Source organism: Bacillus sp. DC4300-2b2, from assembly GCF_049895685.1.
Classification (GTDB): domain Bacteria; phylum Bacillota; class Bacilli; order Bacillales; family Bacillaceae; genus Bacillus; species Bacillus safensis.
Genome location: NZ_JAFCSW010000004.1, coordinates 64282 through 81116, shown reverse-complemented (window position 1 = coordinate 81116; position 16835 = coordinate 64282). Strand labels below are relative to the sequence as shown.

13 protein-coding genes are annotated in these 16835 nt (G+C 39.4%); 8 read left to right on the top strand and 5 right to left on the bottom strand.

From position 1 onward, the window contains the following. Nucleotides 1-268: 268 nt before the first annotated feature. Entirely contained in the window at nucleotides 269-1702 is a 1434-nt protein-coding gene (locus tag ACP69X_RS14485) for an amino acid permease (RefSeq protein ID WP_080967161.1), read from the top strand. Nucleotides 1703-1825: 123 nt separating this feature from the next. Here the strand turns inward: ACP69X_RS14485 and ACP69X_RS14480 are convergent, their stop codons facing one another. The 4 genes from ACP69X_RS14480 to ACP69X_RS14465 form a co-directional block, all read right to left on the bottom strand. Beyond that, nucleotides 1826-3379 carry an MFS transporter gene (locus ACP69X_RS14480; RefSeq protein ID WP_426052784.1) on the bottom strand — a complete coding sequence of 518 codons (1554 nt, stop codon included), beginning with the start codon at nucleotides 3377-3379 and terminating at the stop codon, nucleotides 1826-1828. Between the two features lie 84 nt (nucleotides 3380-3463). Beyond that, nucleotides 3464-4318 carry an SDR family oxidoreductase gene (locus ACP69X_RS14475; RefSeq protein ID WP_426052783.1) on the bottom strand — a complete coding sequence of 285 codons (855 nt, stop codon included), beginning with the start codon at nucleotides 4316-4318 and terminating at the stop codon, nucleotides 3464-3466. Continuing rightward, on the bottom strand, nucleotides 4312-5409 hold the full coding sequence (uxuA, locus tag ACP69X_RS14470) for a mannonate dehydratase (RefSeq protein ID WP_426052782.1): 1098 nt from the start codon (nucleotides 5407-5409) through the stop codon (nucleotides 4312-4314). Before uxuA ends, ACP69X_RS14475 begins: the two co-directional genes overlap by 7 nt. Nucleotides 5410-5447: 38 nt before the next feature. Further along, a complete protein-coding gene (locus ACP69X_RS14465) occupies nucleotides 5448-6125 on the bottom strand; it encodes a GntR family transcriptional regulator (RefSeq protein WP_039176486.1) in 678 nt (225 codons plus the stop codon). 358 nt (nucleotides 6126-6483) lie between these two features. On the opposite strand from ACP69X_RS14465, the gene ACP69X_RS14460 reads away from it, so the two are divergent. The 3 genes from ACP69X_RS14460 to uxaC all read left to right on the top strand — a co-directional run bounded on the left by ACP69X_RS14460 (nucleotide 6484) and on the right by uxaC (nucleotide 10340). After that, nucleotides 6484-7650, top strand: coding sequence for a Gfo/Idh/MocA family protein (locus ACP69X_RS14460; RefSeq protein WP_423359229.1), 1167 nt, complete (start codon nucleotides 6484-6486; stop codon nucleotides 7648-7650). A 58-nt stretch (nucleotides 7651-7708) separates the two neighbouring features. Continuing rightward, nucleotides 7709-8806 carry a Gfo/Idh/MocA family protein gene (locus tag ACP69X_RS14455; RefSeq protein ID WP_426052781.1) on the top strand — a complete coding sequence of 366 codons (1098 nt, stop codon included), beginning with the start codon at nucleotides 7709-7711 and terminating at the stop codon, nucleotides 8804-8806. Nucleotides 8807-8888: 82 nt separating this feature from the next. Further along, nucleotides 8889-10340, top strand: coding sequence for a glucuronate isomerase (uxaC, locus tag ACP69X_RS14450; RefSeq protein ID WP_426052780.1), 1452 nt, complete (start codon nucleotides 8889-8891; stop codon nucleotides 10338-10340). A gap of 71 nt (nucleotides 10341-10411) precedes the next feature. Here uxaC and ACP69X_RS14445 read toward each other — a convergent pair whose 3' ends face one another. Beyond that, nucleotides 10412-11905, bottom strand: a complete 1494-nt coding sequence (locus ACP69X_RS14445) for a peptide MFS transporter (RefSeq protein WP_024425520.1) — start codon at nucleotides 11903-11905, stop codon at nucleotides 10412-10414. Between the two features lie 263 nt (nucleotides 11906-12168). Here ACP69X_RS14445 and ACP69X_RS14440 point away from each other — a divergent pair, with 263 nt between their 5' ends. From ACP69X_RS14440 to ACP69X_RS14425, 4 genes are all read left to right on the top strand, one after another. Continuing rightward, entirely contained in the window at nucleotides 12169-13956 is a 1788-nt protein-coding gene (locus ACP69X_RS14440) for a right-handed parallel beta-helix repeat-containing protein (RefSeq protein ID WP_075610879.1), read from the top strand. 198 nt (nucleotides 13957-14154) lie between these two features. Next, nucleotides 14155-15480, top strand: a complete 1326-nt coding sequence (locus ACP69X_RS14435; protein ID WP_218676949.1) for an LLM class flavin-dependent oxidoreductase — start codon at nucleotides 14155-14157, stop codon at nucleotides 15478-15480. 16 nt (nucleotides 15481-15496) lie between these two features. Then, nucleotides 15497-16000 carry a GNAT family N-acetyltransferase gene (locus ACP69X_RS14430; protein WP_039176502.1) on the top strand — a complete coding sequence of 168 codons (504 nt, stop codon included), beginning with the start codon at nucleotides 15497-15499 and terminating at the stop codon, nucleotides 15998-16000. 21 nt (nucleotides 16001-16021) lie between these two features. Next, nucleotides 16022-16816: an amino acid ABC transporter substrate-binding protein gene (locus tag ACP69X_RS14425; protein ID WP_041089070.1), complete on the top strand. Its 795-nt coding sequence runs from the start codon at nucleotides 16022-16024 to the stop codon at nucleotides 16814-16816. The last annotated feature ends 19 nt before the right edge of the window (nucleotides 16817-16835 follow it).

Below are 16835 nucleotides of genomic sequence, written 5' to 3'. Positions count from 1 at the left end.
AGAGAAGCAACCTAAAAGTAAAGCATTTGAAACTAGCTTGAGCGAATCTCACCAACTTTATGCCCGCAACCCATTTCTTTCAAACCTAAAAAGTCATTCAGTTTATTTGTGCGAACATTACTAAAATAAAGACTTTGAGACAGTGACCATAGAAGGAAGCATATTTATTATAAAAGATGTATAATTAGTAGGTTGTTTTGAAAATGGAATGAATCACATGGAGACATGTTTTGATAACAGAGCATCTTAGAAGAAGGAGGGCATCATTGTGGATGTTGGACAAAATCAGCCTGATCAATTGAAAAGGGCGATGACCTCCCGCCATTTATTTATGATTTCACTTGGCGGTGTCATTGGGACAGGCTTTTTCTTAGGAACGGGCTATACGATTGGACAAGCAGGGCCAGTCGGAGCCGTTCTTTCATATATTGTGGGCGGATTGATCATGTATTTAACCATGCTGTGTCTTGGGGAGCTGTCGGTTGCACTTCCTGTGTCGGGGTCGTTTCATACGTATGCGACGAAATTTGTCAGCCCGGCAGCGGGTTTTGCTGTCGGCTGGATTTATTGGCTCGGCTGGGCGGCAACGGTCGCCCTTGAGTTCTTATCAGCAGGACAGCTGATGAGACGCTGGCTGCCGCAAGTAGATGTGTGGATTTGGTGTCTCATATTCGGACTCTGTCTTTTCTTATTAAATGCTCGGTCAGCGAAAGCGTTCGGGGAGTCGGAGTTTTTCTTTTCTACCATTAAGATTATTGCAATTTTACTATTTATTGGCGTAGGCGGAGCGGCGATGTTTGGGTTTATTGATACAACGAGCGGTGAACCCGCCCCATACTTCAGCCATTTTGTGAATGATGGGCTGTTTCCAAATGGCCTGCTGGCCGTTGTGGTCACGATGATTACGGTGAATTTTTCGTTTCAGGGAACAGAGCTGATCGGTATTGCGGCAGGAGAAAGTGAAAACCCCGAGAAAACCGTTCCCCGTTCGATTCATCAAACCGTATGGCGTACACTTGTCTTTTTCGTCTTATCTATTTTCGTCTTAGCCGGTATGGTGCCTTGGAAGGAAGCCAGTGTGCTGCAAAGCCCATTTGTTACTGTGTTTGAGAGAACGGGCATTCCTTTTGCGGCAGACATCATGAACTTTGTCATTATCATTGCTTTATTATCTGTTGCGAACTCTGGCTTGTATGCATCGACGAGAATGCTGTATTCCTTATCGAAGGAAGGAATGGCAGGAAAAGCATTTAGACGCGTCAATCAGCGCGGCATACCGATGAATGCCTTACTGCTCACCTTCCTGTTTACAGGGATTTCGCTGTTATCCGGTTTTTTTGCAGAGAAAACGGTATTTGCCTGGATCGTGTCCATTGCCGGAATGAGTGCCCAGACAGGCTGGATCACGATTACATTATCACAGCTTCTTTTCCGTAGAAAATATTTGAAAGCAGGCGGAAAACTGGAAAACTTAAAATTTAAAACGCCTCTTTATCCGGTGCTGCCAATCATTGCGATTACACTGAATACCATCGTGTTGGTCAGCCTTGCCTTTGATCAAGAGCAGCGCATCGGGTTATATGTCGGCGTACCGCTCATGATCATTGGATATGTTGTCTATCATCGCTATGTGAAAAAGCATCAGGCACAAAGTGAGCCGCTGAAGCTGCAAATCCATGGAGATGACGAGATCCGGTTTTAAAATCAAAAAACATTAAATTTAAGATATTTAAAAACACCTCTGATATCAATCTGAAGGTGTTTTTTTTGAAGTGATTCTGGAACTTCTCATAACTGAGCTGCAGTTCTCAACTAACAACAAAAGTTAGTTCATATCCTGCTGTTTAAAATCTTGTTGTTCAAAATGTTGGAGCTTATTCTGATATCCTACGTTATTATTACCCCAAAGCTTCTCGTAATCCCATCCTGTTAGCGCTTTCAAAACACTTCTTGTTTCATCATCAGCCTGTTCCATTGAACCATTATTCTTTAACCGATTAATTTCATTAATCATAATGGAATGAGTTTTCTTAGATAATTTAAATTTAAATGAAATAACTAAACTAATACCGACTAGCCCTACAGTTCCGAAAAACAGAATACCTACAATCCCATTTATTGCTGTCGTAGACTGTGTCGACGCGCTTGCAACGAACCCACTTTCCTGTAAAATAACTCCTACCAAGAATGTGGCTAAAGCTGTAGTACTCTTGCGTGTAAACGTCATAATACCTGCAAATATTCCTTCTCTTCTTTTACGAGTGACCATTTCATCTACATCAGGAATGAAAGTGTAAATATTCCATGGTATATAATATAATCCACTCTTTCCGATGCCTAAGATAACAGAGAAAGCATACAGCGCTATAATCATATAAGTTGGTTGTGTGAAGTATAAAAATATATAACCACTGATACATGTAATAATAGCAGTATAAGATATTTTCAAAGATGGCGCAGGACCTATTTTAATCACGAGCCAACCAAACAATATGGTACATACCATTTGAAGTAATGAACCAATAGATAATAAATCGGCTGCGAGCACTGCATCTTTATTTAAAGAAAACACAACAAAGTAGACAAAGACAGCGTTTAAAATATCCATGGCAGTAAACGAACAAATATACATCGTGAGGTGCTGACGGAAACTTCTAATTCTAAAAGTAGATGTTAAGTCAATGATGACTTTTTTTATGGATTCTATAGCAGGTACTTTTTCTACACCATCAGGTTCTATCATGTCTTCTTCTATTTTACGTTCCCATGTTGTTCTATGTGTAATTAATAATGCAGCCATAAAAATAAAGGTGAAGATAATCCCATTGTAAAGAAAAACTTGAGGTGAATCTTTTCCGAATATTTCGAATAATCTGCCTGGAATAAAGGTAGCTAAAAATGTTCCTAGTCCTGAATAGATTAATCTTATTGTTGAGAGCTTGGTCCGTGCATTAAAATCATTCGTCATTTCAGCTCCAAGTGTTTCAAATGGAATTAATACCATTGCTGCAAGGAATTCTAGCAAAATATAAACCGTTAAATAGTACCAGTAATTCATATCAGAAATCCAAAGAAGAGAATAAATAACCATCAAAGGGCTTCCAATTAGTAAAAAGAACCTGCGTCTTCCAAATTTTTTCCCAAGTTTTGTACGACCAAAATTGTCCGTGATATGGCCCATAATTGGGCTTGCTATCGCATCAATAATACGAGCAATTGCAATAATAGATCCTGCTTCAACAGGGGTAAGACCACAGTATGTAATGAAAAAATATAACATCCATGCGCCTATGATAGCGAATGCTCCCCCTCCAAATAAATCCATTGTTCCATAACCAATATAATTTTTGAGTGTTAGTTTCCTGTTCTCAGTCTGCATTCTTATTTCTCCTTTCCAAGCCTACTTATAAATTTAAAAAAACATATAAAATAAAGATGTATGACAAGGAAAAAAATAAAAATATTAAACACCTGAATACGCCATAAAACCTCCATCAACAGGAATTGTCACGCCGGTAACAAATGCTGACATATGATCATCAACAAGCCATAATAGGGTACCAAGAAGATCTTCCGGCGTACCAAACCTTCTCATTGGTGTGTTCGAAATAATCTTATGAGACCTTTCTGTATAATCTCCATTTTCATTTAGGAGAAGGTTTTTATTTTGTGAGGTTAAAAAGAAGCCCGGTGCAATGGCATTTACTCTAATTCCTGCCTCGGCCATATGAACAGCTAACCATTTGGTGAAATTTTCAATTGCTGCTTTTGCCGCGCTATAAGCAGGCACTTTGGTCATTGGAGAAGGGGCACTCATAGATGACATGTTGATGACAACTGCTCCCTTTTGATGAACCATATTTTTAGTGAAGATTTGTGTAGGAATGAAAGTCCCCATAAAATTTAAATCAAATACATTTTGCACACTATCTGTACTTAAATGAAAAAAAGTATTTACCTTAGGATTAGTAAGGTCTTCTGTTTGAAATATTTCGTTGGTTGTATTTGCACTGGAGTGGTTACCACCAGCTCCATTTATCAATATTGTACAATTGCCTAATTCCTCTGTTACAATCTTCTCGGCTTGTTCAACACTCTCTTTATTCAGAACATCACATTTAATCGCAATCGCTTTCCCGCCCATAAGGTTAATTTCTTCGGCTACCTTTTCACCTTTTTCGACGGTTCTATTTAAAATAGCCACAGACACGCCATGTCTAGCAAGTTCCTTTGCCATGGCGCTGCAAAGTACTCCACTTCCTCCTGTTATGACAGCTACTTTACCAGCTAAATCTTTATTTTCTTGTATGTTTACCATGTAGTTTCCTCCTTTGCTTCTTTTCGTACAGAATGTTTATTTTGTAAAGCATCCCAAGCTCCCCACAAATACATAATTCCAAGTGCTCTATCATAAAGACCATATCCAGGCCTGCATTGTTCATCCCATATGTGTCTTCCATGATCGGGTCTACAATAACCTTTGAATCCGCTTTCATAATAAGCAAGTATAATGGCTGAAACATCTACTGATCCATCTTTTGATCGATGCGATGTTTCAACAAAGTCCCCGTTATCATATACACGTACATTTCTTATATGAGTAAATGGGATTCTATCAATAAATTCGTGAATCATAGAAACTAAATCATTTTCTAAGTTTGCTCCTAAAGATCCTGTACAGAGCGTTATACAATGATGTGGGCTATTATTTAGTTGTAAAATTTTTCTGATGTTATTTTGGTTAGTTACTATTCGCGGTAGACCAAAGACAGGCCAAGGTGGATCGTCAGGATGAATAGCCATTTTAATATCATGAAGTTCTGCAATTGGAATAACCTGATCTAAAAAATATTTCAAGTTGTCCCATAAATCATCGTCTGTTACATTTCTGTAGGCTTCAAAAAGGTGGTGGAGGTGATTTAACCGCTCTGGTTCCCAGCCTGGCATGGTTAAACTGGAGTTCTCACTAATTTTATTTACTAAGTCTTTCGGATCAATATCTTTAATTCGACTATGTTCATAAAATAGAGCTGTAGAGCCATCAGGAAGTGTTTTATTTAAGTCTGTACGGATCCAATCAAATACAGGCATAAAGTTATAACATATGACTTTAACACCGACCTTTGCTAGCTTCTGAATTGTTTTCTTATAATTTTCTATGTATCGATCTCTAGTTGGAAGTCCGAGCTTAATGTCTTCATGAACATTCACGCTTTCAACCACTTCAATATGAAGGTTATGTTTATCAGCTAATTTTTTCATTTCTACAATTCTTTCTAGTGGCCACTCTTCTCCTGCGGGCACATCATGCAGTGCCCAAACAATTCCTTCCACTCCTGGAATCTGCTTTATTTGTTCCAGTGTTATCGTGTCGTTTCCTTCGCCAAACCATCTAAATGTCATCCTCATCTACCATCACCCCTAAAAATATAAGTAACAACCTATATTTATTTAAAATAATTTGGATATTCTTTCTTCAATAATTCTTTATCAACAAGTGCAATTTTCAAATGCTCTTCCATGATTGTTTCAGCTTTATCAGCATCTTGATCTTGTATAGCTTTGAAGATATTTACATGTTGAGAAAAAATATTATCCCAATTATAATCTGTTACTAGCCTTAACATGCGACTCCTATTAAAGTGTACATTCATCTGTTGAATAACTAACCATGTTTTTTCTTTTTTACACCGTTTGAAAATAGTTCTATGAAACTCCTCATCTAATTCAAACATTTTTTTATAATCTTTTTTCTTAACGCAAATTTTTTGCATACTTAAATTCATATCTAAATCATTAATCAACTCTTCAGAAGGTTCCTGACAGGCTAGTCTAATCACTGCCTTCTCGAGATGTTCTCGCATAAACCGTGCTTCCTCCACAAGGTTCAAATCAATTAAAGAAACAAATGTACCTCGTTGAGGATAGATACTTAATAATCCTTCTTGAGATAATTTTAAAAAGCTTTCTCTTACAGGAGTTCGACTAACATTAAATTGAATGGATATTTCTTTTTCAGAAATATTTGTCCCAGGTGGAAGCTTCAGGCTTAATATTTGATCTTTTAGCATATTGTAAACTTGTTCCCTCGTAGAGAGGTTTTGGTTTTTAAAATCGATATTCATTATTCTAATCTCCTTTCTCTAACATACTACCATACAAGTGCATTAGAATGGTAGACACTAATTTAATTTTTCTGAATATTTATCCTGTGAGCATTTATATAACTCTTGATGAATCTAACTATGTAAGCCATGATCAATCATAAAAGTGTGAGAGATTAAAAAGAAAATTCAAAAAACTATACAAAATTCAAAAAGATTGAGTTATAATGTTTTTGAGCTACCATACTAGTATAACTAGAATATTAATAGAACGAACGGTACTCTGATCTATCAGTTAGGTGAGTCATTAATTTTTTTGAAAGCGCTATCTCATTATTAGAAGTGAAAATTTATCTTCTTGCAGAAGGGAAAGATTGATATGACCAACATCGCAATTATAGGAACTGGATCTATTGCAACTGCCCATATCGAGGCTTATCTTGCAATGCCTGAAATCAGTAAGATTGTAGCTTTAGCTGATATTTATCCTGAAAAAGCAATGTCTGCAGCAACAAAATATAACCTAGAAGCACGAGTTGTCGCTAACTACCAAGAGTTATTGAATGATCCTACGATTGATGCCGTTTCCATTTGTACACCTCCTTATATGCACGCAACCATTGCCATCGATTTTCTTAAAGCAGGCAAACATGTCTTAGTAGAAAAACCTATGGCTTCTTCTCTAAAAGAATGTGACGAAATGATAAAAGCATCTATTGAAAGCCAAAAGCTTTTATCCGTTGTTGCTCAAAACAGGTTTATGACGCCCATTATGAGATTAAAACATGTCCTTGATCAAAACCTCATTGGAAAAATCGCTCATACTCAAGTTGATTCTTTTTGGTGGCGTGGTCATAGTTACTATGATTTATGGTGGCGCGGTACATGGGAAAAAGAAGGTGGAGGTTGTACACTTAATCATGCTGTCCATCATATTGATATGTTGCAATGGATGTTAGGATTGCCGACTGACATTTTTGCAGCAACTAGTAATACCTTGCATGATAATGCAGAGGTTGAAGACCTTTCTATTGCGGTACTTCGCTATGGAAATGGCAGCTTAGCACAAGTAACCAGTTCTGTTGTTCATCATGGAGAAGAACAACAATTGATTTTTCAAGGTGAAAAAGCTAGAGTATCTGTCCCGTGGAAAGTAAATGCTCAAATAGCTAAAGAAAATGGGTTTCCTCAAGAGAAAAATGATGAGGATTTAGAAAATCGTATTCAGGAAGCTTTTAATCAGTATCCGGAATTGCTATTTGAAGGGCATAAAGGACAAATAAATAATTTTTTAATGGCTATCAAGGGTAACCAGAAGCTTTTAATTGATGGAACAGAAGGAAGAAATACACTAGAACTTATTACAGCCATCTATAAATCTGCAAACCTAGGTGTTCATGTGCAGCTTCCTCTTTTAGCAGATGATCCTTTTTACACACGTGAAGGCATGCTCGCGAACGTTAAGCATTTTTATGAAAAACAAAGCAGTGTAGAAAATTTTTCAGACGATACGATAACCGTTGGAGGAAATTACGAGAAACTATGAGTCTAACGTTATTAAATTATTAAAAATAAACTGGAAGCTAGCTAGAGGAGGAACAATCATGCAGAAAAGTGATGGAATGAATTATGCTCCTAAGGGAAAAAGTGCCCCTGTCGTTACAGAAGGACAATTCGTAATGGCAGCTATAGGTCTTGATCATGGACACATCTATGCAATGTGCAATGGATTAACCGAGGCTGGGGCTACATTAAAATGGGTGTATGATCATGATCAGAAAAAAGTACAAGAATTTTGTAAGGCATATCCGGAGGTACAGGCAGCCAAAAGTGAGAAAGAAGTTCTAGAAGATCCTGATGTAAGGCTCGTGGCAGGCGCAGCCATTACATCTAAACGCTGTGATTTAGGGCTGCGTGTTTTAGATTATGGTAAGCATTATTTTACGGATAAATCACCTTTTACAACGTTAGAACAATTGGAGCTTGCTTGTAAAAAAACAGCTGAAACAGGGCTTAAATGGGCTGTTTATTATAGTGAACGTTTGCACGTGGAGAGTGCCGTATTTGCTGGACAATTGATTGAACAAGGAGCCATTGGAAAAGTGGTACAAGTTCTTGGAACTGGCCCACATCGTAGTAATGTAGAAAGCAGACCAAGCTGGTTTTTTGAAAAGGAGTATTATGGAGGTATTCTATGTGATATTGGTAGTCACCAAATTGAACAATTCCTTTACTATTCTGGCGCAAAAGATGCAAAAGTTGTACATAGTAAAGTGGGCAATTACAAACATCATCAATATCCAGAATTGGAAGACTTCGGCGATGCTACTTTAATTGCGGATAATGGAGCTACAAACTACTTTAGAGTAGACTGGCTGACTCCTGATGGCCTTAGCACTTGGGGGGATGGGCGTACATTCATTCTTGGAACAGATGGGTATATTGAAATTCGCAAATACGTAGACATAGCAAGGGATAAAACAGGAGACCATTTATACTTAGTAAATCAACAGACAGAGCAACATTTTTCTCTAAATGGAGAAGTAGGATTCCCTTACTTTGGTGAACTTATTTTAGATTGTTTAAACGATACTGAAAATGCTATGACTCAAGAACATACTTTTAAAGCCGCAGAACTATGCTTAATTGCACAACGAGACGCAATCTATGTAAATACGGAGTTTGAATTAAGTAAGATCTAAAAAAGTGAGGTGTTATTTTTGTTAATAACACCTTATTTCATTTAATTGAGATTTTCTAAACATAAGTATAGAGGTGACTATATTGTCTACATTCCTAAGCGAAGATATGATGCTTAATCACGAAAGTTCAAAAGTTCTTTATCATGATTACGCGAAAAATATGCCAATCTATGACTTTCATACGCATTTAATGGCTGATGATATTGCTACTAACAAAAAATATGAAAATATGACTGATATTTGGCTGAATGGAGATCACTATAAATGGAGGGCTATGCGATGGTTAGGTGTAGAAGAAAGATTGATCACGGGGAATGCAAGTGACAAGGAAAAATTCTTAGCTTGGGCCCAAACGGTTCCATATACAATAGGAAACCCTCTTTATCATTGGTCACATTTAGAATTAAGTCGTTATTTCAATATAAATGAGTTGTTCTCAGAAAAAAATGCACATAAAATTTGGGATATCTGTAATGAGAGATTAAATGAAAGTAACATGTCCACAAATGGAATTTTAGAAAAATTTAATGTAAAAGTTGTATGTACGACTGATGATCCAATCGATACTTTAGAAATTCATCAAATCATACGTAAAGATGTAGGAATTACTACTAGGGTCCTACCTACATTTAGACCGGATCAAGCTTTAAATATTGAACAATCAAATTTTGTGAATTATATAGAAAAATTAGGTGAGTCAATCAACGGCGTTGTTTTAACATATGAAAACTTTATCGCTTCATTACATTCACGAATTGATTATTTCCACGCGAATGGATGCAGAATTTCTGATCATGGTTTTGAAATATTTCCATTTTCACCAGCTACTGAACAAGAAGTGTCTTCTATATTTGTACGTGCGCTGCAAGGAAAAACACTATCCCAAGAGGATATCAATAAATTTAAAACAAACACTCTTCTTCACCTGAGTAAAAAATATCATTCTCTTCATTGGACCATGCAATTACACATAGGTGCTTTAAGGAATAATAACACACGAATGTTCAAGTTAACGGGAAAAGATAGTGGGTACGACTCTATGTCTGACTTCCACCTAGCAAGACATTTAAATGGTTTTTTGAATGAATTGGACAAAGATAACCTTTTACCTAAAACCATTATCTATAATTTAAATCCCGTTCATAATGCGATTGTGGCCTCTACTATAGGGAATTTTCAATCTTCTGATGCCAGAGCAAAAATTCAATTTGGATCCGGGTGGTGGTTTAATGATCAAAAAGACGGCATGCTAGATCAAATGAAAACATTATCTAATATAGGTTTGCTTAGCACTTTCGTAGGTATGCTTACAGACTCAAGGAGCTTTTTATCGTTCCCTCGTCATGAATATTTCAGAAGAATTTTATGCAATTTATTTGGGACTTGGATAGAAAATGGGGAGCTTCCAAGGGATTACGAATTTATAGGGAAAATAGTCAAAGATATTTGTTATCACAATGCCGTGAATTATTTTAATATTGAAATAAATGAGACAGTACCAATGAAAACGAATGAATCATGCAGTAAGATATAAAATTTCTATATGAAGGATGATTATCAATAAAGTGAAAAACTGGACATGATGTACTCATGTCCAGTTTTTTATTAATGAACGCCTTTCATCGCTTTCTTAATCACTGGTGTCAGTAATAGCATCACAACGCATAAAACGATGGCCAGCAATCCGATGATACCGAAATAGACGGTTTCTGGCACTTTATCAAACAGTTTGACTACTTGCGCATTGATCGCCTGTGCCATCGCATTTGAAAGGAACCAAAGGCTCATCGTTTGCGCTGAGAAGGCAGCAGGTGCGAGCTTTGTTGTCGCTGACAGTCCAACTGGTGATAGGCAGAGCTCTCCGATCACGACGAGGAAGAAGCTCAGAACGAGCCATAATGGGCTCACAAGTGTGTTCGGACCGGACATGTATGCAGGAATGATCATGATGATGAAGGATAACCCTGCAAACAGAAGGCCGAGTGAGAATTTAATCGGGGTAGACGGCTGTTTCTTCCCAAGTCTGACCCATAACCAAGCAAAGACTGGAGACAGCAGCACAATAAAGATTGGGTTCAATGATTGGAACCATGAAGACGCTAGTGTCATCCCAAGGAAATTCAAGTTTGTTCGTTGATCTGCATATGTCGCTAAAATGTTTGAGCCTTGTTCTTGAATCGCCCAGAACATCACGGCAGCAAGGAACAATGGAATATAAGCGAGAACCCTGGATTGCTCCACTGCACTCGTCTTTTTACTGAAATACATGACAATGAAATAAACAATCGGAATGAGTACACCAAGGGCACTGACAAACCAAGTGAATAGATTAATTGTGAGCGCGCCTGTTTGAATGCCAATGACAGCAAAAACTGCGAGCAAAATCACAACCAATGATCCGTAAATTTTGAAGTTCTTACGTTCGGCAGCTGATAATGGATTTGTCACATAAGTGCCGGCAAGACCAAGGTTCGGTTTTTTTGTGACTACAAATGTAATGAGTCCAACAAGCATCCCAACGGCAGCGAGTGAGAACCCGAGGTGGAAATTCACTTTTTGACCGAGTGTTCCGACAATTAATGGGGAGATAAAGCCACCCATGTTGATCCCCATGTAGAAAATACTAAATCCAGAGTCCCTACGTGGATCTGTTTTTGTATACAGGTCACCAACAATGTTTGAAACGTTTGGCTTAAGAAGACCTGTCCCAATAATAATCAGTCCCATACTAATAAAGAGCGCTGTTGCTCCGCTTGGCAAAGCCAAAATCACGTGGCCAAGCATAATGAAAACTCCGCCATAAAACACCGTACTGGACGAACCAAATACCCGGTCGGCGAGCCATCCGCCAATAACTCCTGACATATAGACAAGCGCACCGTAGACAGACATGATCGAATTGGCTGTCGTCTGGTCAAAGCCTAGACCGCCTTTTGTCACCTCTGTGTACATATAATAAATAAGCAGTGCACGCATGCCATAATAGGAGAAACGCTCCCAAAATTCAGTGAAAAACAGTGTGTAAAGTCCTTTTGGATGCCCAAAAAACCCTTTTTGAGGAACACTTTTAACAATTTTATCGTGGTCAATTGTAGACATGGCATAGATCCTTTCTTAAAAAAAGAGATATGAGAAAAATGATATTCTTGTATAGTTCTTGTGTCAATATAAAACTATTCTAAATCAGGAAAATGTTAGTTCAATAGGTGTAAAGACTCAAAAAGATGGAAAATTCATTGAAGTGAAAATTATCGGAAAGTTATTCCGAAAGAATTTATTTAAAATTTGAAGCAATGTACAAGCAAACCTTTACCACATGCATAGGATGACGAGAGAACATGTGTGAAAAGGAGTGATTTAGGTTGGGGGAATTGAATGAAGCTGATCTAAAAAAACCTGTTGTCAATGTACTAGATTTTGGCGTGATTGCTGACGGGAAAACGGATTGCACGGCCAAGCTCAATGAATGTTTAGAATGGACAAAAGCACAAGGGTATTCCCATGTCTGGCTGCCGAGCGGCACATATTTAATAGATGCGGTGTATAGAGGTGATTCATTTTTTCCTTTCCGAGGTGCAGGTATACGGGTGCCAAGTCATATATGCATTGAGATGGCGTCAGACGCTGTGATAAAGGTAAAACCAAATGATTCATGGGGGTATGCAGCCTTTTATATAGGAAAGGTTCAGAATGTGACCATCCGAGGCGGACGTATTGAAGGGGATCGTCATGAGCATGTATACAAGCCGCTCCCCTCTGAACGAAAAACCCATGAATGGGGCTTTGGGGTGTGCATTGAAGGTGCCTCCCATGTCGAGGTGAATCATGTCCACATAAAAAATTGTACGGGAGACGGCATTATTGTCAGTCCCCATGGTTTACTGACAGAGGGTGAACCATACTCGCCTGCTGCATCTATTGATATTTCTGGCTGCACCATCACAGATTCGAGACGCAACAATATTTCGATTACAGGCTGTGATGGGGTCATTGTGGAGGACTGTCTCTTGGAAAGAGCAGGAGTAAATGGGGTCGAGCCAAGAATGGGCATTGATATTGAAGGCTATGGAGAAAATGCCGTTAATATGGAAGAACCGCTGAATATTCAGATTCGAAACAACATCGTCAGAGGAGGTGCTGCGAGCTCCATCTATAACTTTAACGGTTATGGTGTGATCATTGAAGGCAATCATACAGATAGCAGTATCTCCTACGGCTTCTCCACCGAAACGATCATTGCCAACAATTTGATTCGTGCAGTAGGAGGAGGTGTTACAAAAGCAGGGATTACGAGCTTAGGTGTCTCACTTGGTCAAACGGAAAACAATGTGATTATTATTGGCAATATGATTGAGGGGTTTGAAAAAGGGATTGACGTGAGGGGAGACAGCGTACACATTACGGGTAATAAAATTAGTCTTTTTGAAGATGCGGCTGTGTCCGTTTATATGGCGAATCGTATTCTAATAGAAGGAAACCATATTGAATCAGGAACGAATACCGGAAAAAGGAGCGCCTCGCTGCGTATCTATCAATCGGATAGTGTCGTCTTTTCAAACAATACGGTCTATTCTGTTATCGATGCGGCCGTGGTGAGAGGAACGAATATCCTCATCCAGCACAATCAATTCAAAGAATTCAGCAGAGGAATCTGGGTGCAGGAAGGGGAAGCGGGGATCAACGGCAACCACTTTATTCAAGAAGGACACCCGGAGCTAGATTCTTCCTATACGATCAGTGTCACCGGAAATGCAAAGGCTTTCATCTGGCAGAATCGCTTTAAAAACTATCAAAACTACGCTGTATACAGCAGCACGACAGGGGCATTAGAAATTAAAGACAATTCCTTTGAAGAAACATCCTTATATGTGGTGATGTATATTAAAAATGGTTCACCACAAATTGGAGATAACCGCTTCTATTTGAATCGATCGATCGGACAGCCGACAGCAATCTTTATTGACCAGGCTTCGTCAGCTCGTGTGCTACGCAATAACATCATCAATCTATCTCCTCAAAAAGCGATTGCCGTCCGCACCGCAAATTCCACTCATTCTGTCATCGCTCACAACATGCTGGAACGCAGTCAATTGTTGACACATACCACAGACCGGCTCATCGGAAATATTGAGATTGATACACCGTCATGAGCGTTTGAAATCCCTTATTTTGGAGGTTCAGAAGGCGGTTGACAATCCTGTAAAAAGGGCATATAGTAATAATTATTTTTCATTTTTCGCAACATTTGCCCTTTTTTTATTAATAAAACCGATTAATTCAATCAGAAAAATGTATCTTCTAAGGACTTCAGTTTGATACATGTAGGATATAGAAAGGATGAAGAACAAGTGTCACAGCCGAAAAGGGAGCTCAAGCTAGGCGTATTCATCGCAGGAACTGGACATCACGTTGCCTCTTGGAGACATCCGAATGCAGTACCAGACGCAGCCATGAACCTAGATTATTTTAAACAATTAGCGAAAAAGGCAGAGGAAGGAAAGCTGGATTTGCTCTTTTTAGCTGACAGTTTATCCATTAATCAAACCTCTCATCCGAACGTATTAACGAGATTTGAACCGCTTACGCTGCTTTCATCGATTGCTGAGTCTACTTCAACCATTGGTTTAGCAGCAACAGCATCCACTACATACAGTGAGCCTTTCCATATTGCAAGACAGTTTGCCTCCCTTGATCATTTATCAGGCGGAAGAGCGGCATGGAATGTGGTCACATCTTCTATTGAAGAAACAGCGAAAAATTTTAGCGGAGAAGAGCATTTAGCACACCATAAACGTTATGAGCGGGCAGAGGAGTTCGTCGAAGTCGTCAAAGGTCTCTGGGATTCTTGGGAGGAAGACGCCCTTGTCAGAAACAAGGAAACAGGAGAATTCTTCGAATCTAGTAAGCTTCATGAGCTCCAGCATAAAGGTGAGTTCTTCTCAGTCAGGGGGCCTCTCAACGTATCACGTACGCCGCAAGGGCAGCCCGTGATCATTCAAGCAGGATCTTCCGAAGATGGTCAAAAGCTTGCAGCAAAAACAGCAGAGCTCATTTTCACTGCACAAAACGATCTCGAAAAAGCGAAGGAATTTTATCAAAGCTTGAAGGGGAAAGTAGAGGCTGCTGGCCGTGCTAGAGAGGACGTCAGCATCATGCCGGGTATCTTCCCGATCATTGCTGAGACAGAGGAAGAAGCCCGAGCGAAATATGAAGAATTACAGGAGCTGATTGTTCCTGAGATTGGACTGAGCATTCTGCAAAATTACTTAGGCGGGATTGATCTGTCTCAGTATCCGTTAGACGGACCGCTTCCAGAGATTGACCCGAGCACGTCAAATGCGGTAAAAAGCCGTTTTGATCTCGTGATGAATATGGCGAGAAAGGATAACCTGACCATTCGCCAGCTCTATCAATCAGTTGCCGGCTCACGCGGTCATAATATTTTCATTGGAACGCCGGAGCAGCTGGCAGATGTCATGGAAACATGGCTGGTTGAAGAAGCAGCAGACGGCTTTAATGTGATGCCGCCGCTCTTGCCAGAAGGGCTGGATGTGTTTGTAGACCGCGTCGTCCCAATCCTTCAGGAACGAGGCTTATTCAAAACCGATTACACAGGACAAACCTTACGAGAAAATCTCGGACTAACAGAGCCAAAAAATCGCTACACGACATAAGGTGAGGTGACTAACGTTGGGATACACGTTTCGTCTGGCAACAGAGGCAGATATAGAGGCGCTGCTTGAACTAACAACAAGAGCCTATGAGCCAATTCGTGAGCTCGGCATTCAGTTCCAAGCAGCACATGCCGATTTCGCTCTCGTTCAGAATAATGTACAAAAGAATCTTTGCTATGTGATGGAAGAGAACGGAGAGCTTCTATCCACCTTATCACTCCGTATGCCTTGGGGAGAGCAGCCAGGACCGTTCGGCGTCCCTCACATCTGGTGGTTTGCCTCAGAACCAGCCGCCAAAAAAGGGACAGGCTCTGCCTTGCTGGAATGGGTTGAAACCGAAGTGCTAAGGGATACACTAAAGGTACCGTACGTGTCACTCGGTACAGCTGATAAGCACCCGTGGCTCGTAGAAATGTATGAGCGCAAAGGCTATGTCAGAGCAGGAGAAAAGGATTTAGGCAAAGGTCATATCACGGTTTATTTAAAAAAACAATTAAGATCAGATATCACACAACCATAAGACGAAAGAAGGGTTTCGAACATGAAACACAAAAAGTGGCTAGTCGTTCTTTTTGCAGCAATGCTGGCAGTTTTAGCAGCTTGCGGCGGTAACAATCAAAGTGAAGGCAAAGACGAAAAAGTATTAAAAGTAGGCGCTACTGGACAAAGCTATCCATTTGCTTATAAAGACAATGGCAAGCTTGTCGGATTCGATGTTGAAGTAACAGAAGCCATTGCGAAAAAGCTTGGCTACAAACTAGACTGGCAGCTGAGTGAATTCAGCGGACTAATGGGACAGCTGACATCTGGTAAGCTCGATACGGTGTCAAACCAAGTTGCCATTACAGACGAGCGTAAACAAACATTTAACTTTACTGATACGTACGCATACGCAGGAACACAAATCATCGTGAAAAAAGACAACAACGACATCAAAGGTCTTGATGATTTAAAAGGAAAAACAGTGGCGGCGGTTCTTGGCTCTAACCATGCTAAAAACTTAGAGAGCAAAGACCCAGATAAGAAAATCAAGATTAAAACATATGAAACGCAAGACGGCGTATTAAATGAAGTGGCAAATGGCCGCGTAGATGCTTATGTCAATGGACGCAGTGTATTACTTGCTCAAATTGAAAAAACAGGTCTGCCGCTGAAAATCGTAGGCAACCCAATTGTGTATGAAGAAGTAGGCTACCCATTTGCGAAAGATAAAAAGCATGACAAACTAAGAGAAGAATTTAACAAAGCCATCAAAGAATTAAGAGAAGACGGGACACTTAAGAAATTGTCTGAGAAATATTTCAAAGACGATGTCACAGTGCCAATTAAAAAATAACAGCAGCGGCGGTGAAGAG